The 24,898-nt window shown below is 33.9% G+C and carries 28 protein-coding genes and 1 tRNA gene; 24 read left to right on the top strand and 5 right to left on the bottom strand.

Annotated elements, in window-relative coordinates; translation table 11 throughout:
• Window position 1: 1 nt before the first annotated feature.
• The 13 genes from ACMV0E_RS02220 (at window position 2) to malQ (ending at window position 11,679) form a co-directional block, all read left to right on the top strand.
• Window positions 2-1,006 (top strand): rod shape-determining protein, encoded by a 1,005-nt coding sequence (locus ACMV0E_RS02220; protein WP_416084746.1) that lies wholly within the window; start codon window positions 2-4, stop codon window positions 1,004-1,006.
• A 10-nt stretch (window positions 1,007-1,016) separates the two neighbouring features.
• Entirely contained in the window at window positions 1,017-1,811 is a 795-nt protein-coding gene (mreC, locus tag ACMV0E_RS02215; protein WP_416084745.1) for a rod shape-determining protein MreC, read from the top strand.
• Between the two features lie 389 nt (window positions 1,812-2,200).
• A complete protein-coding gene (mrdA, locus tag ACMV0E_RS02210) occupies window positions 2,201-3,934 on the top strand; it encodes a penicillin-binding protein 2 (protein ID WP_416084744.1) in 1,734 nt (577 codons plus the stop codon).
• Window positions 3,935-3,958: 24 nt separating this feature from the next.
• Window positions 3,959-4,579, top strand: a complete 621-nt coding sequence (locus ACMV0E_RS02205) for a septum site-determining protein MinC (RefSeq protein WP_416084743.1) — start codon at window positions 3,959-3,961, stop codon at window positions 4,577-4,579.
• The gene (gene minD, locus ACMV0E_RS02200; protein WP_416084742.1) at window positions 4,572-5,360 is read left to right on the top strand and encodes a septum site-determining protein MinD; all 789 of its coding nucleotides are present in this window, start codon (window positions 4,572-4,574) and stop codon (window positions 5,358-5,360) included. The genes ACMV0E_RS02205 and minD overlap by 8 nt, the downstream gene beginning before the upstream one ends.
• Window positions 5,357-5,605 carry a cell division topological specificity factor MinE gene (minE, locus tag ACMV0E_RS02195; protein WP_416084741.1) on the top strand — a complete coding sequence of 83 codons (249 nt, stop codon included), beginning with the start codon at window positions 5,357-5,359 and terminating at the stop codon, window positions 5,603-5,605. The genes minD and minE overlap by 4 nt, the downstream gene beginning before the upstream one ends.
• A gap of 53 nt (window positions 5,606-5,658) precedes the next feature.
• Complete coding sequence (locus ACMV0E_RS02190) at window positions 5,659-6,660, top strand: FtsW/RodA/SpoVE family cell cycle protein (RefSeq protein ID WP_416084740.1); 1,002 nt, start codon at window positions 5,659-5,661, stop codon at window positions 6,658-6,660.
• Window positions 6,657-8,072, top strand: a complete 1,416-nt coding sequence (locus tag ACMV0E_RS02185; RefSeq protein ID WP_416084739.1) for a TIGR03960 family B12-binding radical SAM protein — start codon at window positions 6,657-6,659, stop codon at window positions 8,070-8,072. The genes ACMV0E_RS02190 and ACMV0E_RS02185 overlap by 4 nt, the downstream gene beginning before the upstream one ends.
• Window positions 8,044-8,460 (top strand): hypothetical protein, encoded by a 417-nt coding sequence (locus tag ACMV0E_RS02180; protein ID WP_416084738.1) that lies wholly within the window; start codon window positions 8,044-8,046, stop codon window positions 8,458-8,460. The genes ACMV0E_RS02185 and ACMV0E_RS02180 overlap by 29 nt, the downstream gene beginning before the upstream one ends.
• Before the next feature lie 41 nt (window positions 8,461-8,501).
• A tRNA-Asn gene (locus ACMV0E_RS02175) sits at window positions 8,502-8,577 on the top strand.
• Between the two features lie 227 nt (window positions 8,578-8,804).
• A complete protein-coding gene (locus ACMV0E_RS02170; protein ID WP_416084737.1) occupies window positions 8,805-9,419 on the top strand; it encodes an SDR family NAD(P)-dependent oxidoreductase in 615 nt (204 codons plus the stop codon).
• 232 nt (window positions 9,420-9,651) lie between these two features.
• The gene (locus tag ACMV0E_RS02165; protein WP_416084736.1) at window positions 9,652-9,882 is read left to right on the top strand and encodes a hypothetical protein; all 231 of its coding nucleotides are present in this window, start codon (window positions 9,652-9,654) and stop codon (window positions 9,880-9,882) included.
• A 309-nt stretch (window positions 9,883-10,191) separates the two neighbouring features.
• Entirely contained in the window at window positions 10,192-11,679 is a 1,488-nt protein-coding gene (gene malQ / locus ACMV0E_RS02160; RefSeq protein ID WP_416084735.1) for a 4-alpha-glucanotransferase, read from the top strand.
• Window positions 11,680-11,685: 6 nt separating this feature from the next.
• Here the strand turns inward: malQ and ACMV0E_RS02155 are convergent, their stop codons facing one another.
• The gene (locus tag ACMV0E_RS02155) at window positions 11,686-12,729 is read right to left on the bottom strand and encodes a phospholipase D-like domain-containing protein (RefSeq protein ID WP_416084734.1); all 1,044 of its coding nucleotides are present in this window, start codon (window positions 12,727-12,729) and stop codon (window positions 11,686-11,688) included.
• Window positions 12,730-12,799: 70 nt separating this feature from the next.
• Here ACMV0E_RS02155 and ACMV0E_RS02150 point away from each other — a divergent pair, with 70 nt between their 5' ends.
• Genes ACMV0E_RS02150 through ACMV0E_RS02100 form a run of 11 tightly spaced genes read left to right on the top strand, consistent with a single transcriptional unit; the run spans window position 12,800 to window position 22,317 of the window.
• Window positions 12,800-13,105: a TIGR04076 family protein gene (locus ACMV0E_RS02150; RefSeq protein ID WP_416084733.1), complete on the top strand. Its 306-nt coding sequence runs from the start codon at window positions 12,800-12,802 to the stop codon at window positions 13,103-13,105.
• Window positions 13,106-13,108: 3 nt separating this feature from the next.
• Window positions 13,109-14,806 carry an ABC transporter permease subunit gene (locus tag ACMV0E_RS02145; RefSeq protein WP_416084732.1) on the top strand — a complete coding sequence of 566 codons (1,698 nt, stop codon included), beginning with the start codon at window positions 13,109-13,111 and terminating at the stop codon, window positions 14,804-14,806.
• Window positions 14,806-15,597 (top strand): ABC transporter ATP-binding protein, encoded by a 792-nt coding sequence (locus tag ACMV0E_RS02140; protein ID WP_416084731.1) that lies wholly within the window; start codon window positions 14,806-14,808, stop codon window positions 15,595-15,597. The genes ACMV0E_RS02145 and ACMV0E_RS02140 overlap by 1 nt, the downstream gene beginning before the upstream one ends.
• Window positions 15,597-16,088, top strand: a complete 492-nt coding sequence (locus ACMV0E_RS02135; RefSeq protein WP_416084730.1) for an AAA-associated domain-containing protein — start codon at window positions 15,597-15,599, stop codon at window positions 16,086-16,088. Before ACMV0E_RS02140 ends, ACMV0E_RS02135 begins: the two co-directional genes overlap by 1 nt.
• On the top strand, window positions 16,085-16,486 hold the full coding sequence (gene ndk, locus ACMV0E_RS02130) for a nucleoside-diphosphate kinase (RefSeq protein ID WP_416084729.1): 402 nt from the start codon (window positions 16,085-16,087) through the stop codon (window positions 16,484-16,486). Before ACMV0E_RS02135 ends, ndk begins: the two co-directional genes overlap by 4 nt.
• A 3-nt stretch (window positions 16,487-16,489) precedes the next feature.
• A complete protein-coding gene (locus ACMV0E_RS02125) occupies window positions 16,490-17,524 on the top strand; it encodes a M28 family peptidase (protein ID WP_416084728.1) in 1,035 nt (344 codons plus the stop codon).
• A complete protein-coding gene (locus tag ACMV0E_RS02120) occupies window positions 17,511-18,527 on the top strand; it encodes a M42 family metallopeptidase (protein WP_416084727.1) in 1,017 nt (338 codons plus the stop codon). The genes ACMV0E_RS02125 and ACMV0E_RS02120 overlap by 14 nt, the downstream gene beginning before the upstream one ends.
• 11 nt (window positions 18,528-18,538) lie before the next feature.
• Window positions 18,539-19,531 (top strand): M42 family metallopeptidase, encoded by a 993-nt coding sequence (locus tag ACMV0E_RS02115; protein WP_416084726.1) that lies wholly within the window; start codon window positions 18,539-18,541, stop codon window positions 19,529-19,531.
• Between the two features lie 17 nt (window positions 19,532-19,548).
• Entirely contained in the window at window positions 19,549-21,435 is a 1,887-nt protein-coding gene (locus ACMV0E_RS02110; RefSeq protein WP_416084725.1) for an aldehyde ferredoxin oxidoreductase family protein, read from the top strand.
• 2 nt (window positions 21,436-21,437) lie between these two features.
• The gene (locus tag ACMV0E_RS02105; protein WP_416084724.1) at window positions 21,438-21,914 is read left to right on the top strand and encodes a metallophosphoesterase family protein; all 477 of its coding nucleotides are present in this window, start codon (window positions 21,438-21,440) and stop codon (window positions 21,912-21,914) included.
• Window positions 21,915-21,945: 31 nt separating this feature from the next.
• Window positions 21,946-22,317, top strand: coding sequence for a roadblock/LC7 domain-containing protein (locus tag ACMV0E_RS02100; protein ID WP_416084723.1), 372 nt, complete (start codon window positions 21,946-21,948; stop codon window positions 22,315-22,317).
• 46 nt (window positions 22,318-22,363) lie between these two features.
• On the opposite strand, the gene ACMV0E_RS02095 is transcribed toward ACMV0E_RS02100, so the two are convergent.
• The 4 genes from ACMV0E_RS02095 to ACMV0E_RS02080 are packed head-to-tail and all read right to left on the bottom strand — an operon-like array spanning window position 22,364 to window position 24,855.
• Window positions 22,364-23,185: an NAD+ synthase gene (locus ACMV0E_RS02095; RefSeq protein ID WP_416084722.1), complete on the bottom strand. Its 822-nt coding sequence runs from the start codon at window positions 23,183-23,185 to the stop codon at window positions 22,364-22,366.
• Window positions 23,178-24,026: a nitrilase-related carbon-nitrogen hydrolase gene (locus ACMV0E_RS02090; RefSeq protein ID WP_416084721.1), complete on the bottom strand. Its 849-nt coding sequence runs from the start codon at window positions 24,024-24,026 to the stop codon at window positions 23,178-23,180. Before ACMV0E_RS02090 ends, ACMV0E_RS02095 begins: the two co-directional genes overlap by 8 nt.
• On the bottom strand, window positions 24,023-24,562 hold the full coding sequence (locus tag ACMV0E_RS02085; RefSeq protein ID WP_416084720.1) for a QueT transporter family protein: 540 nt from the start codon (window positions 24,560-24,562) through the stop codon (window positions 24,023-24,025). The genes ACMV0E_RS02090 and ACMV0E_RS02085 overlap by 4 nt, the downstream gene beginning before the upstream one ends.
• On the bottom strand, window positions 24,559-24,855 hold the full coding sequence (locus ACMV0E_RS02080; RefSeq protein WP_416084719.1) for a hypothetical protein: 297 nt from the start codon (window positions 24,853-24,855) through the stop codon (window positions 24,559-24,561). Before ACMV0E_RS02080 ends, ACMV0E_RS02085 begins: the two co-directional genes overlap by 4 nt.
• Window positions 24,856-24,898: the final 43 nt, after the last annotated feature.

Genomic DNA, 24,898 nt, shown 5'->3' with positions numbered 1-24,898 from the left:
CATGGGACTATTTTCTAAGGAACTTGCTATCGATTTAGGGACTGCAAATACTGTGGTATACGTGAGAGGGAGAGGCGTAGTTTTAAGAGAGCCAACAATTATTGCTCTCGATCATAATAAGAGAGTTGTTTCTGTAGGCAACGAAGCAAAAGCAATGGCGGGAAGAACTCCATTTGAAATTGATGTTATAAGGCCCATTAAGGATGGAGTTATAAATGATTTTGAAACAACAGAAGCTTTACTTGACTATTTTATTTCGAGAGCAGGAGGCAAAAGAGGGATTTTTAGGCCCGTAGTTCTAATTGGTGTTCCAAGTGGAGTAACTCCTGTTGAGAAAAAGGCTGTTATTGATGCTGCGGTACATGTGGGAGCAAGACAAGCTTATGTTATTCCGGAGCCGCTTGCAGCAGCAATTGGAGCAGGTCTTCCTATTGAGGAGGCAAGAGGATCAATGATTGTTGATATCGGTGGTGGAACAACAGAAGTTGCTGTAATTTCATTGAAAGGAATTGTTGTTGGAAAATCCACAAGAATTGCTGGTGATGAGATGAATGAAGCGATAATAAATTACGTAAGGAGACAGTATAGCATCCTCATAGGAGATGTAACTGCTGAACAAATAAAGATGCGAATTGGAAGTGCATTTCCTCTCGATAGAGATGAGAAAATGGAGATACGTGGAAGAGATCTTATAGATGGTCTTCCTAAATCGATTACAATAACTTCAGAAGAAATAAGAAAATCTCTTCAACCAATTCTTGAAGAAATCCTTAATGTGATAAGGAGCACTCTTGAAATTACACCTCCAGAGCTTGCGGCAGACATTATGGACAGGGGAATAATGCTTTCTGGAGGAGGAGCATTACTTAAAAATATCGACAAGTTTTTAACTCATAGAACTGGTATCTTATTTACAGTTGCAGAAGATCCCCTTTCATCAGTTGCGCTTGGTGCAGGAAAAGTGATAGAGAATTTCGACTATTATAAAGATGCAGTTTCCTCGTGAAAGACTTGTATTGTATTTAGTTTTAGCAATTATACTTTTAGTTTTTGTTGCAGGTCTTGCTGGCTATGGTATTACCTTTAAAAGTGTTTACGAAGTATTGATATTAAGACCTGTTAATGTAATAGTAAGTTTTCTTAACAGAATCTATATTTCGTTTAAAAATTATTTTATTTCGATCAGAGATGGTAAGGCTTTAATTGAAGAGAATCAAAAACTAAATTACTATATTGCAACACTTGAGAGTAGATTAAAGATTCTTTTAGGATATTACTACGAAAATGCTGAATTAAAGAATCTTCTTGGCATTAAATATAAGATTAAGTACAATTCAATTGGTTGTAATGTTATCTTTTATAGTAAAGCAGGGAATTTCTTAATAATTGATAGAGGAAAAGATGCTAATTTTATGGTTGATATGCCGGTTATTTACTCTATTGATGGCACTACAGCCCTGCTTGTAGGTAAAATCACAGAGGTATCAAGTAATGTATCAAAGGTAACCCTTGAAACAAGTCCAGATTTTAGAGTTGGAGTTAAAAATGCTTCTCGTGGTGGAATTGATGTTGCTTTTGGCAACGGAATTGGCTTATCAGTTGTTCGTCCTTCACAAATCATTTCTGATTCGATCTCAGATATATTTGTGACAGTTGAAGAGAGTGGATTATTCCCTAAAGATATTGTTGTCGGAAAAGTCTATTCAATAAACAAGTTAAGCACAGTTGAGAACGAAATTGAGCTTAAGCCATTGGTTGATTTTTATACTATTAGAAATGTTTTGGTAATTACATCGTATGAAAAAGAATGAATTTTTAAATTTCCTCATTTTTCTTGTACTTTTATTGTTTGATATTGCAACAAATGAGGATACAAATTTTTTAGTCTCTCTTACATTTTTAATCTTAATTTTTTTAAAAGATGGATCGCTTCTTAATATTTTTTATTTGTTGGTCATTGATTGTTTTTTTGGGAAATTTATCGGATTTTTCACGTTTCCTACTCTCGTTGGTGTTCTCTTTTTTAATTTTATCTCCTCTAAAATTAAAGTCCCAATAATTATTCAAGCTTTTGGAGTTTATGTTTTTTTATTCACCTTTTTGTTTGGACTAACGCAAAATCTTTTTTATTCAATAGAGTTCTTTGCGGAAAGTTTATTGCTTTCCGTAGTGTTAGTTTTTATAACTTCTAAGGTATCCTATGAACAGGAAAGAAACCGAGTTTAGTCAAATAATTTATGCACTAATTTTTGTTCTTGTGTTTACTCTTATGGGGCGTGCGTATTACCTTCAAGTAGTTAAAGGAGATTACTACAACGAACTTTCGCAGTACAGAAGTGTAAGAATTATTGAAACTCAGCCTATGCGGGGGCGTATTCTTGATAAGAATGGTATTGTTCTTGCAGAGGATATCCCTTCTTATAGTGTTGCGGTAATTATGGAGGATGTGAAAAATCCAAAACATGAGTTTAGCATTCTTTCATCTATAATTGGTATGAGAACTTCTGACATAGAGGACAAAATTAAGAAAGCAAATCTTCCGGCGTATGAATATGTAATTTTAAAGAAAGATATTTCGATAAAGGAAAGAATCCAAATTGAGGAATCACAAGATAAATTACCAGGAATTAATGTTATCACATCTTACAAACGATACTATCCTTTTAAAGAAGTAGGCGCTGCTTTCATTGGGTATGTAGGACCTGTTACCCTTGATGACATAAAGACCGATAGTTATTATGATATAAACGATGTGATAGGGAAACAAGGTCTTGAATTACAATATGAGAAATATTTAAGAGGAATAAAAGGAAAAAAAGAGGTTCTTGTTGATGCTTTTGGGCGTGTAAAGTCTATCTTATATGAGGAAAAGCCTGTTCCCGGTAATGATATCTACCTAAACATTGATATCAATGTACAGAAAGATCTTGAGAATCTTGTGGGAGATAGAAATGGTGTTGCTATAGCTATGGATCCACGTACCGGTGGTATCATTGCAATGGTATCACATCCTACTTTTGATCCAAATCTTTTTGTAAACGGGATAGGCGAAAAAGATTACAATTTGCTTTTAGAGAAGAATGCATTTATAAATCGTGCAATTCAGTCAAGATTTCCTCCGGGGTCTACTTTCAAAAGCTTAACCCTTATTTCTGCACTTGAAAAAGGAGTTATTACGAAGGGCACTATTATTGATTGTGGGCCTTATGTAACAATTGGCGGCAGGAATTTTAAGGATTGGATTTATCCCTCGGCATTTGGAAGACAAACGCCTTCAGTTGCACTTGCTAATTCAAGCGATGTATTCTTTTATAAGTTGGGTCTTATGACTGGAGTAGATACTATAAAATATTATAGCGATCTTTTAAAGGTTGGTGATTTAACTGGAATTGATGTTCCTTTTGAAATAAGCGGAATTATTCCTTCACCCCAGTGGAAGAAAGAAACTGTAGGAGAACAGTGGTATTTAGGTGATACAGCAAATATGTCAATAGGTCAGGGATTTGTTTCACTTACTCCTATTGAAGTTGCATCTTTATATCAAATCATTGCTAATAATGGCATAGGATTAACTCCACATTTTTTGAATAAAATTGTCTCATCAAAAGGAGAGGTTATTCTTGAATATAAACCACAAGTTAGAGTTAACTATAAGTTCAAAGATGACACTCTAACCGTTGTAAAGGATGGACTTGAAGGACTTTCAAATAAACCTGATATGAGAATAATGAGGGTAAATGGTGTAACAGTTTGTTCTAAAACAGGGACTGCAGAGGTTGGTGATAAAGAAGGAAGCGTACATCACTGGCTTGTTTCATTTGCGCCAAAAGATAATAGTTCGGTTTTAGGTCTTTTATTTTTTGAGTATTCTAAATTCCCCTCATCACATGCACTTGCACCTCTTATGAGAGACTTGCTTAAAAATTTTTTTTGAGTAAAAATATGTAAGGAGGAAACCATGAAAGATTTTGTGAGTCTTAAGGGAATAAACGGAGATGTAGTATTAAAAATTGATCCCACTGCACCATTTGAAGAAGTGCTTAATAGTATTAGAAGTCTCATAGAAAGTGAAAGGAATTTTTTTAGTAAAGGTTTTCTAACCATAGATACTCAAGGAAAAGAGTTAAGTGAAGATGAGATAAGCAAATTACAGGATCTTTTAAATGGAATAAATGTCTCTTTCAGAATAAATGAAGAAAAAAAGCTATTTGTAGAAAATAAAGAAACTCCAAAACAGTCAGTTTTTGTTATAAATCATACAGTACGATCTGGTCAAGTATTTCGATATAATGGTAGTATAGTAATTTTAGGAAACGTAAATCCAGATGGAGTTGTTGAATCTGAATCTGATGTTTATGTTTTTGGTGTTATTAAAGGTAAGGTTACTGCTCGGAGACGAGTCGTTGCTCTTGGCTTTCAACAACAATATTTAAATATAAACGGTCTTGAAATTGATTTTAAAACTCCAGAAAAAAGTAGAAAACCCTGGGTTTTTGAGATTGGAGAAGATAACAAAATTAATTTTTCTCAACTTGATGCAAGAGAAGCAAAACCAGTAAGGAGAAGGAAAGATGGGTAGATCTATAGTTGTTACTGCAGGGAAAGGTGGTGTTGGGAAGACAACAGTAACTGCAAATTTAGGAGCATCTCTAGCTAAACTTGGGAAAAGTGTAGTTGTTATTGATATGGATATAGGGCTTAGAAACCTTGATGTAGTAATGGGGCTCGAAAATCGTGTTGTTTACAATATTATGGATATAATTGAAGAACGTTGTAAAATTAACCAAGCGCTTGTTCGAGATAAACATCTTGAGAATCTTTTTTTGCTTCCTGCTTCTCAAATTCATAGTAAAGAAGATATTAATGTTGATAAAATAGTTGACATTGTTTTAACTCTTGAAGGTAGTTTTGATTACATTCTGTTAGATTCTCCTGCTGGTATTGAAAAGGGTTTTGAATCTTCACTTGCTCCCGCAAAGGAAGCTTTAATAGTTGCAACTCCTGATGTCTCTTCTGTGAGAGATGCAGATAGAGTTGTTGGAATTATTGAAAGTAAGGGGATATTTTCAATAAGTCTTATAGTAAATAGATACGATCCTGTTCTTGTCTCCAAGAAAAAAATGCTTGATTTTGATAGCATTATTGATTTTTTAGGCATTGATGCAATTGGTGTTGTTCCTGAAGATAAAAATATTATTGAAACGACAAACAGAGGAGAAATACTTGTGAATTACTTGCCAGGTTCTCCTGCAGCAAAAGAATTTGGGTTTATTGCGCGGAGAATTGAAGGTGAATCAATTCCAATAAAAATTGAGGAGCAGAAAGGATTTTTTGGTAATATATTTAGGAGAGGCTCATGAGCTTATTTAAAGGTGAAAAAAGCGCAAGTGAGATTGCACAAGATAGATTAAAATTTATTCTTATTCAAGACCGCTTATTGCTTTCTTCAAAGGAATTCGAAATGTTAAAAGAAGATATAATAAAAGTACTTTCAAAATATTTTGATATTGAGGAAAATGAAATCAAAATAAATTTGGAACGAACAAGAGAAAAGAACATATTTGAAGCAATAGTTCCACTAATCAAAGTAAAGAAAGAAAAGTGAAAAGGGTTCCATATTCCTTAGTTTTGTCTGTAATAATTTTAAAATTCTTTTCAGTGTCTGCTCTCTATGTGATTAATTTTATAAAATTTGTGCCAAAAGAAGTAGCATATTTTCTTGTAGCCTTTTTTCTTTTCATAATTGTTTCGTCGATTAATTTTAGAATATTCAAATTTTATTCAATTTTGTTGTATGTGTTAGTGCTATTTTCTCTTATTGGTGCCCTTATTATCGGTGTTGCAATTAATAGTTCGAGAAGATGGATAAGTATAGGTGGGCTTTTTACGGTTCAGCCTTCAGAATTTGCTAAAATTTCTCTTATAATAATTTTTGCCTGGATTTATGAGCATAAAACTTGGAATAATTTTGAGAAGTTTCTTTATTCAACTTTGCTTTTTCTTCCTTATGCAATTATTGTTTTTCTACAGCCTGATATGGGAACCTCTCTTGTATTTGTCTTTATATATTTTTTCTTAATTGCGGTATTTCTTCACTATAAGTATGCTTTAACCTTAGTTATAATTGCTCTATCTTTGATTCCGCTTCTTCCTAAGATTCTTAAACCATATCAAATTGAAAGGATTTTAGTATTCTTTAATCCTTATCGGGACCCATTGGGAAGTGGATATAATGTTCTTCAATCAATAATAGCATTTGGTTCTGGAAAACTTATTGGTAAAGGAATTTTAGGAAGCACAATGACTAAATTAAATTTTGTCCCTGTTCAGTATGCTGATTTTATTTTTTCTGCAATTGGAGAAATTTGGGGGTTTGTTGGAATTGTTGTGGTTCTCCTTAGTTTCGCTTATATTTTATACTTTATTGCAAAAGCAGCGTTTTCCACGAAAAATATTTTTGGTAGAGCGATTGCATTTGGAGTATTTGCAATGTTTTTTTTCCAAATTCTTATTAATGCTGGTATGAATATAGGTATTATGCCTGTTACTGGCGTGCCATTACCTTTTTTGAGTTTTGGTGGAAGTTCGGAACTCGTCAATTTTATCGCATTGGGGCTTGTGGTAAGCGTGTATAATTATAAGGACGAGATAAATCTATGATTAAAGATTATGAACTCATAAAATTTAAAAAACCCTACTACTATTTTGGAAACGAATTCAATAGTATTCACAAAGAAGGCATTGGGTTGCTAAAAGTTGCGCTTGTATATCCCGATACATATGAGGTTGGTATGTCCTCTTTTGGTTTTAAAATTCTTTATCATCTTGGAAATGAATTAGATGGCGTTTCTGTTGAAAGGGCTTTTGCTCCTTTGCCTGATCTTGAAGATTATTTGCGAAAAAAATCAATACCGCTATTTTCTCTTGAATCAAGGACGCCATTAAATGAGTTTGATCTCATTGGGTTTTCAGTTCAAACAGGACTTGATTATACCAATATTCTTAATATCCTTGATCTATCAATGATTCCCTTACACTCGGATGAAAGAACCCGTCCTATTATTTTTATGGGTGGCACATCTTCATATAATCCTGAGCCTCTCTCAAAATTTATGGATTTCTTTGTCTTAGGAGAAGGAGAGGACTCTTTTATAAAAATTCTTGAGATAGCAAAAAGTGTAAAGAACAAGGAAAATTTTCTAAAAGAAGTCTCTAACATAAAAGGTGTTTATGTTCCTAAATTTTTTGAATTTGAAAAGAGAGGAAAATTCTTCGTTGAAAAAAACGGTAAAAAAGTTACAAAAGATGCAATATCAGATTTTGAGCATTCGTATTTTCCAACAAAACCAATAGTTCCACTTGGAAGCATAATAATGGATAAGGCTTATGTTGAAATTTTCAGGGGCTGTACTCGTGGTTGTAGATTCTGCGAAGCTGGGATTGTTTATAGACCTGTAAGAGAACGAAGCATGGAAACAATTGAAAAATATTCTTATGAAGTTCTCAAAAATACGGGGTATGAAGAAATTACTTTTCTATCTTTGAGTACAAATGACTATTCAGATATGGATGGTTTAATTTCCCTAATGAGGAAACTTACAAAGGATTTCAATGTTTCTATATCGTTACCATCACTTAGAATTGATAAATTTACAAAGGAACTTGGGGAAGCAATTCTTGAACAGAAGGTTCATAGTCTAACATTTGCAATTGAGGCTGCATCTCCAAGGCTTAGAAGAGTTATCAATAAAACGATTTCAAATGAAGAAATCTTTAATGTCGTTAAAACTGCTGTTTCACTCGGATTCCATACGCTTAAATTTTACTATATTATAGGTCTTCCAACTGAGACAATGGATGATGTTTTTGAAATTGTAACACTAACAAAGGAGATGCTAAAAGTTGGTGAGGCAAACAAGACTTTCAAGAAGCCTTTTGAAATTCACCTCAGTATAAATCCATTTATGCCGCAACCAAATACTCCATTTCAATGGGCCAAATTTGAGGACATAGAAACACTTGAGAAAAAAAAAGAAAATTCTTTTGAAAGAGTTAAAAATAAGAAATGTTAAGGCAGATTTTTCCGACTTTAGGATGAGTGCTCTTGAAGTTGTACTCGACAGAGGTGACAAACAACTTTCAAATGTAATTGAGAGAGCATTTAAGAGTGGTGCAAAGATGGATGCTTGGAGTGAATATTTCAACTTTGAAATATGGAAAAAGGCTTTTGAAGAAGAAGGTATTGATATGAGTATTTATCTAAAAGAAATTGGAACAGATGAAAAATTACCTTGGGATCATATTGACTCTGGAGTCTCGAAACAATTCTTATTAAGAGAATATAAAAATGCAATGAATGGTGTGATGACCGAGGATTGTAGATCAGGCAAATGCGTAGGATGCGGCATAAACATATCATTATTTTGTCCGATTTTTGAGAAAAAAGGTTTAGCCTCTTGACAAAAAGAAAAAATTTATTATGCTATATATCGAGAACGGGTTCCCCGTTAGCTCAACCGGCAGAGCGGGTGGCTGTTAACCACTAGGTTGTAGGTTCGAGTCCTACACGGGGAGCCATTTTTTATTTTTGGTCCAAAAAACTTAAAGGTTTTCCTTATTTATCCATAAAAAGTTGTGTTTTTTGAGTACTTTTTAGCTTAGCAATTGGAAATTTACTTTATTTATTAAAATTTTTTCATTCCTTTTCAAAATTTGTAGTTTCATTCGGGAATTATATAATTAAGAAATATCAGTGAGGTTTTCGTGGCAATTGATGGATTAAAAGAAAATAACGAAGAAAAGATTTGGACCAATTTGCAGATTTGAGTTTGGTAGAAAAGATGCATAAAGCAGGTTATGCACTTTTAGAAATGGAAGAAAGTATTGATGTTTTGATGCATAATGCTGGTGTATGTCTCAAAAAGAAAACTGTAACAGCTGACGGACTCGAAACAACTTTTACAGTTAACTACCTTGCTCCGTTTGTGATCACATATATCTTAAAGGATAAGTTTAAGAGAAAGGATAAGGGAAGAATAACTTTTGTAAGTTCTGAAGGTTATCAATTTGCTGTGTGGGGATTAAATGTAAATGATCTAAATTTCAAAAAAGAGAAATACTCAGGGTTAGAGGCATATGGATCTTCAAAACTTGCGCAAATACTTTCAATGACGATGTTTAATGAATACTTTAAGGGAAGTTCTGTAACCATTAATGCAATGTATCCAGGTATGGTAAGAAAAGCCACAGGAAGATATAATGGACCTTTATATCTCTGGTTTAAACATAACATAATTGATAGATTACCTGATTATTCTGAAATTTCTGCTAAGGCACTTTACTATCTTGGAGTTTCAAAGAATTTAGTTGGTGTTAGTGGAAAATTCTTTAACTTGACTACAGAAGAAGAAATGACGTAACCTGGAAAGGATTTATCCGAAGCAGAAAAACTTTGGGAAATAACTTTAAAAATGGTGATGTTACTATAGATTATGTGGGATGTAATAGTTGTTGAGGGGGGAATTTTAGGTCTTACTGTTACCGCATACTGAGCTCTATTAGGCTTGAAAGTACTTTTACTTAAAAAAAAATGAAAAGTGTGGGGGGTTTGTTAATTCATTTGAAAAAGATGGTTTTATTTTTTATGGAGGAGTGCGCGCTCTTGAAAACGCAGGCATTATTATACTAAAGCTTTGCGATCTAGGAATTACTCTTGAATTTTTAAAAATTCCTGTGTCAGTAGGAATTGAAGATAAATTTATTTTTGTCGACTCTAAAGAAAGTCTTGAACAATACAAGGAGCTTCTTGAATATCTTATAAGTCGACATTTCTTTAAGGGGACTCCTTTTTTTTGTCTTAAGTTATTTTTACCTTTATTCTGATTATATTTACCCTAAGGGTTGCATTGGTATTTTGCAAAGTTAATTGAGGAAAAAGCAACTCAACTTGGCGCAGCAATCCAAAAAAATACAACTATAATTGTTGGTTGGTCTTTCGAAAAACTTTTGTCCATTTATTCAAGCATGTTATTTGTAAAAAACTCTATGAAAAATCTATTCCTAATATTTTTAAGGCAGGTCAGTGGTCTTATAGCACTTCGGGAGTTCCTGAGTATATTGACTTGTAGACTTGCAGTTAAAGGGGTTTTAAAAAATTTAAAAATATTTTAAAATAAAAGTAGGAGCGCAAGAATGGAAAATAAAAACTTAAGAAAAAGTGGCGTTTTAGCTCACATTACAAGTTTACCAAGCAAATTTGGAATAGGAGATTTTGGATACTCTTCAAAAAATTTTATAGATTTGCTTAAAAACTCAGGTCAAAAATTACTCCAAATTTTACCAATTGGTCCAACTGAGCCTTACTTTGATAATTCTCCGTATCACTCAGTTTCTGCCTTTGCAATAAATCCTTTGCTTATAAGTCTCGAGAAACTTAAAGAAGAAGGTTTAATTTCACAGGATCTTTCGCAATACGAAATAGAAGAGACTAACATAGTTCAGTTTGAGAAAGTGATAGAGAATAAATTCAAGGCATTCAATTCTGCTTATAAAAATTTTAAGGAAAACGAAGATTTTCAAAAATTTTGTTCCGAAAATTCTTTTTGGTTAGAAGATTATGCAATCTTTATAGCACTGAAGAAAAGATTTGAAAATAGAGCTTGGCAAGAGTGGCCTAATGAATTTAAGAATAGAAATCTTGGTGCCCTTAACCTTGCAAAGGATATACTAAAAGATGAGATTAAATTTGTTAAATTTTTGCAGTTTATTGCATACAAGCAAATTTTGGAAATGAAGGATTACGCAAATGAAAATGGAGTTGAGATAATTGGTGATTTACCCATATATGTTGATCTTGATAGTCCCGACGTATGGGCAAATAAGGAATTATTTAATTTGGACGATAATGGCTATCCTGTAAAAGTTGCTGGTGTTCCTCCTGATTACTTTAATGAAAATGGACAACTCTGGGGAAATCCTGTTTACAACTGGGATAAGCATTTGAAAACTAATTTTGAATGGTGGATAAAAAGAATTGCGCATCTTTTACAATTCGTTGATATTATTAGAATTGACCATTTTAGAGGATTTGTTGCATATTATGCGGTTGATGCAGGCAGAGAAAATGCAAAAATTGGCGAGTGGATAAAAGTACCTGTTTATGAATTTTTTGATACAGTCAAAAATAATTTTCCAACCATGCCATTTATCGCAGAGGACCTTGGTTTGATTACAGAGGATGTCGTTGAGGTAATCGAGCGATATAATATTCCGAATATGAGAGTTCTTGAATTTGCATTTGATGGATCACCTGAAAATGGATACCTTCCGCACAACTATAAAAACCCAACAGTTGTCTATACAGGTACACATGACCATAATACCATAGTCGGCTGGTTTAAATATGAGCTTACAAATAATGGTAAGTCATATCTCGAAAAATATTTAGGGAAAAAGACATCTCTTGAAACAATTAATTTTGATTTAATAAGGCTTGCCCATTCTTCTATTGCACAGTTTTCTATTCTTCCTGTTCAAGATATTCTCGCTCTTGACGAACGCTTTAGAATGAATACACCTGGAACTTCTTCGGGAAATTGGCGATTCAAATTAAAATTTAGTGATATAGATGAGGGGAAATTCTTTAAACTAAAAGAGATTACCGAAATTTACGGAAGATGAATTAAATTATTTTGCAAAATCCCAGAAGAAAATTTCTCTTAACTTATTAACGACTTCAGGATTTGATAAAATAATTCCAACTTCTCTATTGTTGTCAAGAGAATTTGAAGAAAGGTTCTCCGATCCAACAAATGCATATTTTCTATCTACAATAATAACCTTTGCATGGATAAACGGGCTTGTTATGTATTTAATGTCTACTCCGTATCTTTTTAGCTCTGAAATTACTACTTCATTTCCTTGAACATTCATTGGATCCGCAATAATGATTTTAACATCTGCTCCATATGCTCTTCGCTTTTTTAAGATATCAATAATTGAAGGATCCTGAATTTCTTCTGCATAGATCAAAATTTCTCCTGTTCCACTTCTAAGAAGAGCTTCGATTTTCTCTCTTGAATTTTCTGGGCTTACAACAAGTGCGGTATCTTTACTGGGATTATATGGTGATCTTTTCCAATCTGCTTCAAAGATTTTAGTAAGTTCTTGCACTATGTTTTGGTCATTAACTATTACGCCAAACTCCCTATTTTTATTAAAAGCTGATTTTGTGAGGTTTAAAGTCATTATGTAGCCTGTTCTGTTATCTATAACCATAAACTTTGAGTGCGTAAAGTTATACGCTTTATTGTCCCATTTTGTTTCAATGCCATAATAAGAAAGCTTATCTTTTGTCTGTTTGTTTGCGCTGTATCCACCATATGGATTTTCTTCAAGAATTACTCGAACTTTTACTCCTCTTTTTTTTGCGTTTACAAGTTCTTGAAGCACATCTGTATCGGAAAATGTATAAACTTCTATATTGATAGAGCTTTTAGCGTTTTTTATTCCGTCAATTACAGGTGCTTTGCCCATGTCAGGAGTATAGAATAAATTTACTGTGCCATTATAAGATTGTACAACAGGCGTAGATGTAAAATGTCGTGGTATTAATCGGTAATAAATAAAAAGCAGAACAATGAATAATGCAGAAATAATTACATTGTAGATATAAGCCTTTTTTCCAAGTACTTTTTCTTTTATTGATCTATTAACTTTATCTTTTTCCATATTTGAATTATACCTAAAAACTTCTTATTTGTATTTGAAAAAATGTTAATTTTTAATAGAATTAAATGATATGGCAATATACAAGATAAAGATAAGAGTTGTTGAAGTGAGAGGGACTTGTTCTGCTAATCTAAAAGCTGGAGATGAATTTGAAATAAACGAAAATGGGCAACCAGTTCCTATTAATTTTTGTGGATGGGCGTTTGTTTCGCTTTGGCCTTTTATAACACCACTTCGCTATGGTGGAAGATTACCCTGGGAGAAAGAAGAAAATAAAGCTTATGTTTCTTGCCCAGATCCATTTAATACTGTTGTTTTCGAAATTATAAGAGAAAAAGAAGATAAAATAAATGAGGAAAATCCTCCTGCCTTTTAAAAAATGAAAGAGAAAAGAACTTTTTCTCAGTTAGTTTTGCAGCTATTAATAATAGTGCTCCTTATAGGGGTTGTATATGCCTTTTATAAGAAACAAATTAACATTGCAAGTTATGTTGAAGATTTAAAGGTCTCTTATCTTCCATACTATATTTTTAGATCTCTTATTAGAATGTTTTCTGCTTATTTCTTTTCTCTTTTATTCTCTTTTACGTACGGATATCTTGCGGCAACAAGCGTAAAAAGAGAGGCAATAATGATACCAATACTTGATATTCTTCAATCCGTGCCGATTTTAGGATTTTTCCCGGTAGCAATTGCGTTTTTTATCTCTCTTTTTCCGAATTCAATTCTTGGCGTTGAACTTGCCTCTATATTTCTAATTTTTACATCTCAATCCTGGAATATTGCATTTGGAGTTTATGAAAGCATAAAAGGAATACCAAATGATGTTAAAGAGGCTTATGAGTTTTTTGATCCAGAAGGCCTTCTTAAACTTAGAAGGCTTTACATACCTGCTTCCATTCCAAAAATCATTTATAATAGTATTGTAAGTTGGTCTAATGGATGGTATTTCCTTGTTGCTTCGGAAATCTTTGCTGTAGGAGAAAAATCATTTAGGCTTCCAGGAATTGGAAGTTTTATTCTTGTTTCTGCAACAGAAAATAAAATTGGTTTGGTTCTGCTAGGAATTCTTGCACTTGGCGTTACTATATTTTTCCTCGATATGTTCATGTGGCGTCCACTTTCGCAATGGTCAAGAAAATTTAGATATTCAATAAGTCCTGGTGAAGAGGAAGAGAAGGAAGTTCTTGATATTGTCATTATTTTTTGGGAATTTGTTGGGAATATCATTAACAAGATTAAACGGCCCTTTGAAAAGATAAACTTTGAGAGCATAAATCTAAAGCAAATTTTTAAAGCTAAATTATTTGTTACTATCGAAAGAGTATTGAAATATGTCCTCCTTGTAGTTTCCATACTTGTTTCAATTTACATTATGTTTTATACTTTTAAAGGGATTTATAGCATTGCTTTGTCATTTAAACTCAGTTATATTCTGATTGTTTTAAAATCTCTAATATTTTCAACTTTGAGAGTTCTTTCATCTTATATTATTGCGGTTTCTTGGACGGTGCCATTTGCAATTTTTCTTTACAATAGAAAAAAGATTGCTAATTTTATTCTACCTTTTTTCCAAATTCTTTCTTCGATACCTGCAATTTCGTTCTTTCCATTGTTACTTTATTTTCTTTTACCATTTAAATTTGGACTTGAGTTATCTTCAATAATATTAATCCTTACAGGAATGCAATGGTATATATTCTTTCTTGTTCTTGGTGGGTTAAAAGCAATACCAAATGATCTTCTAGAAGTTGTAGATTCTTACGGTGTAAAAGGAAATTTGAGACTTAGAAGGCTATTGATTCCGGCTATGCTTCCTTCATTTCTTACTGGCACGATTACCGCGATGGGCGGTGCATGGAACGCATTGGTTGTTGCAGAATACATAGATATAAAAGGACAACCTTTTTCGGTTCAAGGTATCGGTGCACTTTTGAATACATCTTTGGCTCAGAATGAGAAAGCTCTTTTTACACTTGCTCTTGTTTCCCTTGTTTTTATGGTTTACTCAATTAATCATTTTGTGTATAGACCTCTTTATGATAAAATCCTTGATAGATACAGGATGGAGGCATAATGAACTTTTTGAGTGTTAAAAGTGTATACCAAACATTTCCTCTAAAGAATAAAGAAGTAGTAATACTTGAGGATATAAATTTTGATATTCAAGAAAACGAATTTGTTAGCCTTGTTGGACCGTCAGGTTGTGGAAAAAGTACACTTCTGAGAATTATTGCTGGGCTTCTGAAACCTACTTCAGGAAGTGTATTCTTTAGAGGACAAGAGATAAAAGGAATTAATCCATATACAAGTATGGTTTTCCAGACGTTTGGGTTGCTTCCCTGGCTTGATGTAACTGAAAATATTACCCTTGGACTTGAAGCAAGAGGTGTCCCTTTGAAAGAGAGGCTAAAGAAAGCTTTTAAATACATTGATATGGTAGGACTTGAAGGTTTTGAAGAGGCTTATCCAAGGGAATTGTCTGGCGGGATGAAACAGAGAGTTGGTATTGCTAGAGCCTTGATTATGGAGCCAGAATTACTTTTAATGGACGAACCATTTTCTGCACTTGATGCGCTAACAGCAGAAAACTTGAGATCAGAGATAATAGATCTTTGGGAATCAAAGAAGCTCTCTTTGAAGTCTATACTTCTTGTTACTCATAATATTGAGGAAGCAGTTTATCTTTCGGATAGAATTATTATTCTTTCAACTCATCCTGGAAAAATAATTGCAGATGAAAAAGTGGATTTACCAAGACCAAGAGATAGAGAAAGTAAGGAATTTTACAAGATTTATGATAAAATATATTCAATGATACTTGGATCAAGTATAAGTAAGGAGGTGAATCCCGGAAAGGGGACATAATGGACGATATATCGCCTTTGCCGTATGTAGAAGTTGGCAAACTTATTGGTTTGCTTGTTTACCTTGAAGATTCAGATGGAAAAGTTGACATTTATATGATCCCGGAAGATATTGAAATCGAAGCGGATGAACTAATTTCACTTTTACGTCTTGCCCAGATGCTTGGCTTTGTTGAAGTTAGTGAGGGTGATGTGTTCTTAACTGATTTGGGTCACGAACTGGTTGATGGTGACGAAAATAAAAGAAAACTAATTTTTAAGGAATCATTAAAGAAATTGCCAATTTTTAAGAAGGTAATAAATATTCTTATTAAGGCAACTGAGAACTCAATCGATAGGGATGACCTTCTTGAACTCCTTCAGGAAGAGATGTCTGAGCAAGAAGCAGAAGAAACGCTCAAAAGCATCATTGAACTTGGCAGGTATGCTGAATTAATTGGATATAATCCAGAAGACAAGGAAGTCTACCTTGATAAACTGGAGGAGATATGATAGAGGAAACTTTTGTAATGATAAAACCTGACGGTGTAAAAAGAGGATTAATAGGTGAAATAATTTCAAGATTCGAACGAAAATTAATGATTATTACCGAACTTAGAATGCTTACTCTATCAAGGGAATTAGCAGAAGAGCTTTATATAGAACACAAAGGAAGAGATTACTTTGAAAAACTAATTAACTACTCAACTTCTGGACCTGTTGTTGTAATGAAAATTGTAGGGGAAAATGCAATTTTGAATTGTAGAATCCTTGTTGGGGATACTCATCCTGAAAAAAGATTGCCAGGTAGTATTCGAGGCGATTTTTCACCATATCTTACTGAGAACGTTGTTCATGCATCATCAAGCAAAGAAGATGCTGAACGCGAGCTTAAAATTTTCTTTGGGTGATATATGGATGAAAGTCTTTTAAGAAATCTTACCGAAAGTTTTGCTCCTACAGGCAATGAAAAAATTATTTTTCCAATAATTGAAAGTGCTTTAAAAGGTTATGTAGATGAAATTAAAATTCATGAGAGGAGCAATTCTCTCATGGCTTTGAAAAAAGGTAATGGGAATTTTGCCTTGATGCTTGAAGCACATGTTGACGAAGTGTTTATGGTTGTAAGTAGCATTGAGAAAAATGGGTTTTTAAAAGTGACTTCAAGGTCGATTGACCCAAAGATTTTGCCAGGATCGCAAGTAATAGTGCATGGTAAGAAAAAAATAAAAGGAGTAATTGGTATAAAACCTTACCACCTCGTGAAGGAAGGAGAAGAAAATCTTACATATGATTTTAATAGGCTATTTGTTGATACTGGTCTTTCAGAGAATGAGTTAAAGGATTTGGTTTCTGTTGGTGATTATGTAAGCTTCGCTCCTTCGTTTGATAAAATTGGCAATTATTTAGTAAATAAGTCTTTTGATAATAGGCTTGGTGTATATGTTCTTATTGAAACAGCAAGGGTTTTGAAAAATATTAAGCATGATGTGAATGTTTATTTTCTCTTTTCTTCTCAAGAAGAATATACTGGACTTGGTGCGATAACCGCTACTTTTTCAGTTTTTCCTAATGCTTCTGTTGTACTTGATGTTACATTTGGAACACAGTATAAGGTGACACCTTTCGATGGTTTTGAATTAGGTAAGGGCCCTACAATATTTTATGGAATTTCCGTCAATAGAGAACTTACAAATAAACTTGCTTCAGTTGCCGATAAATACGGAATTCCATACCAGAAGGAGGTAGGAGTGTTATCATCAACTGATGCTGACAAAGTTGGTCTTGTAAGATCTGGAATACCTACATCTCTTTTAAGCATTCCAATAAGATACATGCACACACCTGTTGAAATGTTTGATCCATTTGATGTTGATAAAACTGTGCAACTATTGAAGCTTTTTATTGGAGAATTTGAGCCAACAGAGGATAGAAATGGCGAATATTGAACTTATTGAAAAGTTGAGTAATGCAATTGGCGTTTCCGGGTTTGAGGATGAAGTTATTGAAATTTTGAAAGAGGAAGTAAAGGGTTACATAGACAGTTTCGAAGTTGACCCTCTAAAAAACTTTATAGTGACTAAGAAGTTCGAATCTTCAAAACCTATAGTTATGCTTAATGCTCATATGGATGAGGTAGGGCTTCTTGTAAAAGGTTTTACCTCTGAAGGATTTATCAAATTTACTAAAATTGGTGGCATTGATGACAGAGTTCTCTTGGGAAAAAGAGTTGTAATTGGAAAAAATAAAGTCAAAGGTGTAATAGCAACAGTTCCTATACATCTTCAAGAACAAAGTGAGCAGAAATCAGTTGAAAGAGCAAAAGATATGGTCATAGATATCGGGGTAAAAACAAAGGAAGAAGCAGAAAAACTTGTAAGTTTAGGCGATTACATTGGTTTTGACGTTAAATTTGAGAGACTTTCTAATGATACTTTTATCGGAAAAGCACTTGATGACAGATTAGGATGTTCGCTTGTTTCTGAAATTTTAAAAGAGAAGTTTAATTTTCCAATTGTTGCATTATTCTCGTCACAGGAAGAAATTGGTTTGCGCGGTGCAACTGTTGGAGCCTTCAAGTATACACCCCAGATATCAATTACCCTTGAAGGCACAATCTCAGCGGATTTCCCAGATGTAGCAGAACATGAAAAGTGTACTTCAATTGGCAATGGTCCGGTTATCACGATAAAAGACAATTCCGTTATTACCGATCATGAATTGAGAAATAAACTTGTTAAGATAGCAGAAAAATTTAAAATTCCATATCAATTCAAACAGGTATTTGTAGGTGGTACTGACTCATCAAGAATTCAGCTAACAAAAGGTGGAGTTAGAGTGCTTGTTGTGGCTGTCCCAGTAAGATATATTCACTCACCTGTTTCTCTTTTTAATATAAATGACTATGAGAATACAAAAAGGCTCATTATTGAATTTTTGAGGTCTCTATAAGGGGGGGAATAATGGAATATTTAATAGAAAAATTAGTTAAAACCTTTGGTCCTTCATCAAAAGAAGATAAAGTTAAACATCTCATAAAAGAAGAACTTAAAAAATGCGATTGTGAAATTTTTGAAGATAAGTTTGGAAATCTTGTTGCGCACATTCCACAAAATGGACCAAAATTGATGATTGCCTCTCACCTTGATACGATTGGTTTCATAGTGACAGATATTGATAAAAATGGTCTTTTAAGATTTACTTCAATTGGTGGATTGAGACCTTCCTTCTTGCTGGGTAGTCGTGTACTTTTTGAGAACGGAATCTCAGGAACGATTTATTATGATGATAAAGAAAACCTGTGGGAACCCAAAGAATTTAAGGTTGAAAAATTCTTTATAGACATTGGAGCAAAAAGCAAGAAGGATGCTTTAAATTTTGTAAATATCGGAATGGAAGGAGTTTTTTATCCAGTTTTTTCTAAAAATTACGATAGAGTAATTTCTCCTTCACTTGATGATCGATCAGGTTGTGCTGTGATTGTTGAACTTTTAAATAACATTAAGAAAAAGAGCCTTAAATATGATTTGTATGCAGTTTTTACTGTTCAGGAAGAGATCGGAGTTAAGGGAGCAAGAACTTCAACCTATGAAATAACACCAGAATTTGGAATTGCAGTAGATGTAACGACAGCAGGTGATTTTGTAGATCCTCACATTAATGCACTGGAGTTAGGAAAGGGTCCCGCTATTAAAGTTATGGATGGGGGAATGATTACAAACATTGATTTGCGAAATGAATTAATTAATGTTGCAACTAAAAACAAGATTCCGTTTCAGCTTGAAGTGATAACTTCCGGGACAACAGATGCATTTGCGATTCAAATAACCAAAGAAGGTGTAAAGACTGCTGCAGTTTCAATTCCCACACGATATACCCATACTCAAGGTGAAGTAATCGATCTTAGCGACATTAAAAATACAGTGGCTTTATTAAAGAACTTTATTGAGAAATAAAAGGAGGTGTTCAACTTATGCAAGGAGTTTTTGGTAGGTATCTTGAAGTTGACCTTACGAGCGGAAAAATTGAGGTAAAAAATCTTTCCGAAGAAGTTTTTTTAAAGTATCTTGGTGGTCTTGGACTTGCAACAAGGTTAATTTTTGATTACACAGAGCCACACATTGATCCATTATCAGAAAAGAATGTTCTTGTTATTGCTCCAGGATTGCTTGTTGGAACAGGGCTTCCTACTGCGTCAAAAACAACACTAACATTTAAATCTCCTTTAACAAATGGATTTGGTAGAAGTGTTGCAGGAGCCTATCTTGGCGTTGCACTTAAAAAGGCTGGGTATGATGCGTTAGTTATAAAGGGAAAGAGCTCTAAACCTGTGTATCTTCTTATCGAAGATGAGAAGTGTGAATTAAAGGATGCGTCACATCTTTGGGGAAAAGATGCAATTGAAACACAAGAAATTTTAAAGATTGAACACAGAAACGTAAATACTTGTGCTATAGGTTATTCTGGAGAGATGCTTTCGAAGATTTCAGGTATAGATTTTGAAGAGCGCCAGGCAGCCCGTGCTGGTGGCGGTGCTGTGATGGGAAGTAAAATGCTTAAAGCGATTGCAGTTAAGGGTACAAAAGAAATTCCTGTTGTAAATTCTGAAAAACTCAAAGAAGCGATCAAAAGATGGAATGGTAAAATTATTGGAAGTGAAGTTGCAAAACTTGATATGGCATATGGCTCAGGTGAATTTTATGAATGGGTTAATAAAGAGATAGGTGTTTTCCCTGTCAAAAATTGGCAACAAAGCTATTTTGAGGCTAGTTTTAAGGCGCATCCAGATGGAAAATCACATCTTGATCCTTATTACTGGTCTCCAATTTACACCGAAAAATTACATCCATGTCCAAACTGCAATAAGCCATGCGGAAGGCATATAGTGATTAAAGATGGCAAGTATGCAGGACTTCGAGTGGAAGGAGTCGAATATGAAATTCTTTACTCGCTGGGTGGAGTGCTTGGGATTGAAGACATCGAAGTTACCGCAAAACTCAATTCAATTTGCGATAGAGCAGGTCTTGATGGAATTTCTGCCGGAGTAACTTTGGCTTGGGCAATGGAGGCATACGAGAAAGGCTTACTTACTAAGGAAGATACAGATGGTCTTGATCTTAGGTTTGGAAATGGTGATGCTGCAGTCCAGGCAATGGAAAAACTTGCAAAGCGTGAGGGCCGTCTAGGAGAACTTCTTTTCAATGGTGTAAAAGAAGCATCAAAAAAGCTTGGAAAGGGTTCTGAGAAGTTTGCCATTGAAGTAAAAGGTCTTGAGCCTCCTGCTTATGATGTAAGAGGTCTCAAGGGAATGGCGCTTGCAATTGCAGTTTCCGTAAGAGGTGCATGCCATTTAACAGGTGGAATCTATGCACCAGAGTTAACTGGAAAGTTTTGGAAGCTTTCTAATGTTGATAGGCTCTCAACAAACTGGAAGGGTTATGAAGTTAAGACTGGCGAAGACTTTATGACTGTTTATGATACAATTGGTATGTGCAAATTCTCAAGAAGTCTTTTCTGGTTAGAAGACGATATACTTGAAGGAATTGAAGCGGTAACTGGAATTAAAATGGGCGTTGATTGGCTCATGACAATAGGTGAAAGAATCTATAATTTGCAAAAGTTGTTTAACGTAAGAGAAGGTTTCGGGAGAAAGGATGATTATTTGCCCTATAGAGTTACTCATGAACCAATTTCAAATGGTGTAAGTAAAGGACATCTTGTAACTGAGGAAGAACTTCAAAAGATGTTAGATGAATATTATATGACAAGAGGTTGGTCGAAAGAAGGAATTCCAACCAAGATGCACTTAAAGAGGCTAGGTCTTGACAAAGAGGCAGAAGAGTACGGAGCACCGATTTAATTATGATTAAGATACTGGTTGTTTCTGATATACACTATCCTGATAGAGTTTCAGTAATTCCCGATTTAAGTAAATTTGCAATAGATGTAAACGCAATTTTTGCATTGGGCGATTTTACATCTTTTGATGTACTTAACTATTTAAGCTCACTTAAAAAAATTGTATATGCAGTGTACGGAAATATGGATGAGCCGTTGCTAAAGGAACATCTTAGAGAAAAAATTTCTATTGAAATAGAAGGGTTAAAGGTTTGTCTTACTCATGGAAATGGCGGTCCTAAGGGAATAGAGGAAAGAATAAGAGCAACTTTTGAGGCAAGGTGTAATGCATTTGTTTTTGGACATACGCATCAGCCAATGAACAAGTATATAGATGAGACACTTTACTTTAATCCAGGGTCTCTTGCTATCCAAAATCCAAGTTTGGGATACTTATTCGTTGAGGATGGAAATATTTGGGGAGATATTGTTTATTTGTAAAAAGTCTATAGAATAAAACAAGGAGGCGAAAATGGTAGAAGGAAAACCAGCACAAATCGTTGAGGTTTTAAAGCAGTTAAAACAGGACAATCCTGATGTTGAAGCACTTGCAGTTGTGAGTTTAGATGGTCTTCCAATTGCAAGTTTATTGCCACCAGATGCCGAAGAAGATAGAGTCGCTGCAATGTCTGCTGCAATTCTTGCATTGGGCGAAAGAGCACTTGATGAACTTAAAAAAGGGACTTTGGAACAGGCTTATGTAAAAGGTGAATTTGGTTATGTTATTACTACTGGAATTAAAAATCTTGCTGCATTAATGGTTGTAACAAATAAGGAAGCAAAACTTGGAATGGTGATGCTTACAATCAAAAAGGGTGTTGAAGAACTCTCAAAATTACTTTAATTGTTGATTACTATCTACATAAACCGGGTACAAGCCCGGTTTATTTTTATTTAAAAATATCATGTGGATATAGAAAGTCGTGCCCAAAAGTCCTTTGAGATATTTTACAAACTGGTGGTAAAGTTCTCTTGAATTGAGTTGAGAACATTCTATTTAAAATATTTTCAACATCGTTTTTCTTAAATCCCATTTCAATTATTTCTTTTTTTGTTTTTCTTTCTTCAAGATAAAGGTACAATATTTGATCAATCAAATCATATGAAGTGCCTATTTCCTCTTCATCTGTTTGTCCTGGCCACAGGTCTGCAGAGGGTTTTTTGTTAAGTATATTTTCTGGAATTCCAATATACTTAGATAGCCCAAAGACTTGAGTCTTGTATAAATCACCAATAGGATAAATCCCTGCAGCCATGTCTCCATACCAAGTTGTGTATCCAAGCATTATTTCACTTTTATTGCTTGTGCCAAGAACTATTGCATCAAATTCTCTTGCCTTATCAAAGATTATGCTCATTCTGAGGCGTGCAAGAAAATTTCCAATCCTGAATTTATCCTGTACTTTTTCTTTTTCAAAGTAGCAATCTGCAATGTCTGATATTTCGATTATTTCATGTTTTATTCCCAGTTCTTTTACAACTTTAAGGCCGTCATCAAGTGAATTTTTTGAACTGAGCTTATATGGTAGGAGTACACCGAAAACATTTTCGCTCCCGAGCGCCTCCACCGCAAGGTAAGCAACAAGTGCTGAATCAATGCCACCAGATATTCCAAGCAATGCATGTTTGAAATTATTACTTATTACTTCTTCTTCAATAAATTTAATTATAAACTTTTTTGTAAGTTCGTAATTAAGAGAGAGATCAATCATTTCTACCTCCAATTAGTCTTCGAAGGTTCTCTTCAAAAGTTAACTTGTCTTCCTCTTTTATAAGCGGGAATGAAGTTCTCTTTTTATAAATATCGTCTGTATCGATTTCTCCTGTCAGAAGTTCCTCTTCAAAAAGTCTGAGAGCTATAACCTTTTTCCCAGTTGGTGATTGAATGAAGCTCCCACCGTAAAATCCAAGGCCGTCATCAAAACCGACTCTATTTACATAAACAACAAAAAACCCAAAGAAATTAGTATAGAGAGACGAGGCATTTTCAACGGTTTCTTGAATTTGAGGTTTCTCACCTTTTAACCCTCTAAGTGGCATATTACTTATGGCAAAAACAAAATCAACGTTGTCAAGATAAGCAAGGCTTAGAAGTGTTGGATGGAAAAAGTCTCTACATATTACTATACTTAATTTTCCGTAATCTGTTTTTATTGATTTATAAGATGTTCCTTTTCCAAAAAATCTTAACTCCTCAAACATTCCGTGAGTTGGCGGAAACATTTTTCTATAAACTAATTTTATTTCTCCTTTTGACAAATACATTGCAGAGTTGTAAATGATCTTATCTTCACCTTTTTCAACAAATCCTAAGATAATATCTATGTTTTTGCTTATTTCTTTTAACGGTTTGAAAAAATCAGAGTTTGCAGGAAGAGAAACATCATATGTAAGGTCTCTTAAGACATAACCTGAAATACTTAACTCAGGAAATACAACAACCTTTGCGTCCTCTAAAATCGCTTTTTCAGTAAATTCAAGATGTTTTGATAAGTTTTTTTCAAGATTTCCAAGCGTTGGATTAATCTGAGCAAGAGAAATTTTAAATTTCATTCTTTCAATCTCCTTTCAAGTGCATAAAGTAACGGAAGTCCAAGCAAATATGTTGATATTGCTTCGCCTACGCCTATTGTGAGGACTCCAAATAGATATGGCTTCCATGCAAAGTGCTCAAAAGAATATTTAAAAGCATCAATTAGTCCAAGCTTTGTATTGAGTGTTGCAAGAGTAACTACATAAAAACTAACACCTAAAGCATTAAAAATAATCGGAGGAAGTGGAGCCAGATACTTTTTTAGCTTTTTCTTGCCAATAAGGTAGGTAAAAAGAGAAGAGATTAAGGTTAAAAATGTTCCAAAAACCCAATCTATTGGTCCAAATGGTGAAAATAGATTTGAAAGAAAACATCCAAGCGTTACACCAAATATTGCCTCAGGAAAACTGTATGGAAGAACAACAAGAGCCTCAGAAATCCTAATTTGTATTGCGCCAAAGGAGATTGGAGCCAAAAACACTGTTAGGGCAAAATAAAGTCCAGCAATAATTGATGATCTTATGAGAGAAATTAAAGTTGTTTTTTGGAATTTCACTTCTCTCCTTTTTGTTCCTCCTCTTTTTTTGAAGATTGTTGTTCGACCGCTGTTTTTTGAATTTGTGCTTTAAGCTGTTGAATCTCTATATTGTATGCAATAAACGAAATAAACCATATAAGAATGCCGCCTAAAATGAACGAAACTATGACTAATGTGCCAGAAGTTACATTATTTATCATATATCCGAAGAGATTTACTGATGTAAAATAGCTGATGTTTAGAAGCAAAAACCATGTAGATATTCCTGAAAGCACGAGCAAAACAATAAGTAAAGCGCCAATCTTTTTCATAATAAACCTCCAAAATTTTTATCTCACTTCAGATTTTACAATA

This window comes from Caldisericum insulae, assembly GCF_047785965.1.
Taxonomy (GTDB): Bacteria; Caldisericota; Caldisericia; order Caldisericales; family Caldisericaceae; genus Caldisericum; species Caldisericum exile_A.
Note: the sequence above shows the minus strand (reverse complement) of the source record. Positions and strands in the feature narration are given on the sequence as shown.

Excerpts from the sequence above, each read along its gene's own strand:
- ACMV0E_RS02220 (WP_416084746.1), top strand. The coding sequence starts at position 2 with ATGGGACTATTTTCTAAGGAACTTGCTATCGATTTAGGGACTGCAAAT.
- mrdA (WP_416084744.1), top strand. The coding sequence starts at position 2,201 with ATGAACAGGAAAGAAACCGAGTTTAGTCAAATAATTTATGCACTAATT.
- ACMV0E_RS02205 (WP_416084743.1), top strand. The coding sequence starts at position 3,959 with ATGAAAGATTTTGTGAGTCTTAAGGGAATAAACGGAGATGTAGTATTA.
- minD (WP_416084742.1), top strand. The coding sequence starts at position 4,572 with ATGGGTAGATCTATAGTTGTTACTGCAGGGAAAGGTGGTGTTGGGAAG.
- minE (WP_416084741.1), top strand. The coding sequence starts at position 5,357 with ATGAGCTTATTTAAAGGTGAAAAAAGCGCAAGTGAGATTGCACAAGAT.
- ACMV0E_RS02185 (WP_416084739.1), top strand. The coding sequence starts at position 6,657 with ATGATTAAAGATTATGAACTCATAAAATTTAAAAAACCCTACTACTAT.
- malQ (WP_416084735.1), top strand. The coding sequence starts at position 10,192 with ATGGAAAATAAAAACTTAAGAAAAAGTGGCGTTTTAGCTCACATTACA.
- ACMV0E_RS02155 (WP_416084734.1), bottom strand. The coding sequence starts at position 12,729 with ATGGAAAAAGATAAAGTTAATAGATCAATAAAAGAAAAAGTACTTGGA.
- ACMV0E_RS02150 (WP_416084733.1), top strand. The coding sequence starts at position 12,800 with ATGGCAATATACAAGATAAAGATAAGAGTTGTTGAAGTGAGAGGGACT.
- ACMV0E_RS02145 (WP_416084732.1), top strand. The coding sequence starts at position 13,109 with ATGAAAGAGAAAAGAACTTTTTCTCAGTTAGTTTTGCAGCTATTAATA.
- ACMV0E_RS02140 (WP_416084731.1), top strand. The coding sequence starts at position 14,806 with ATGAACTTTTTGAGTGTTAAAAGTGTATACCAAACATTTCCTCTAAAG.
- ACMV0E_RS02135 (WP_416084730.1), top strand. The coding sequence starts at position 15,597 with ATGGACGATATATCGCCTTTGCCGTATGTAGAAGTTGGCAAACTTATT.
- ndk (WP_416084729.1), top strand. The coding sequence starts at position 16,085 with ATGATAGAGGAAACTTTTGTAATGATAAAACCTGACGGTGTAAAAAGA.
- ACMV0E_RS02125 (WP_416084728.1), top strand. The coding sequence starts at position 16,490 with ATGGATGAAAGTCTTTTAAGAAATCTTACCGAAAGTTTTGCTCCTACA.
- ACMV0E_RS02120 (WP_416084727.1), top strand. The coding sequence starts at position 17,511 with ATGGCGAATATTGAACTTATTGAAAAGTTGAGTAATGCAATTGGCGTT.
- ACMV0E_RS02115 (WP_416084726.1), top strand. The coding sequence starts at position 18,539 with ATGGAATATTTAATAGAAAAATTAGTTAAAACCTTTGGTCCTTCATCA.
- ACMV0E_RS02110 (WP_416084725.1), top strand. The coding sequence starts at position 19,549 with ATGCAAGGAGTTTTTGGTAGGTATCTTGAAGTTGACCTTACGAGCGGA.
- ACMV0E_RS02105 (WP_416084724.1), top strand. The coding sequence starts at position 21,438 with ATGATTAAGATACTGGTTGTTTCTGATATACACTATCCTGATAGAGTT.
- ACMV0E_RS02100 (WP_416084723.1), top strand. The coding sequence starts at position 21,946 with ATGGTAGAAGGAAAACCAGCACAAATCGTTGAGGTTTTAAAGCAGTTA.
- ACMV0E_RS02095 (WP_416084722.1), bottom strand. The coding sequence starts at position 23,185 with ATGATTGATCTCTCTCTTAATTACGAACTTACAAAAAAGTTTATAATT.
- ACMV0E_RS02090 (WP_416084721.1), bottom strand. The coding sequence starts at position 24,026 with ATGAAATTTAAAATTTCTCTTGCTCAGATTAATCCAACGCTTGGAAAT.
- ACMV0E_RS02080 (WP_416084719.1), bottom strand. The coding sequence starts at position 24,855 with ATGAAAAAGATTGGCGCTTTACTTATTGTTTTGCTCGTGCTTTCAGGA.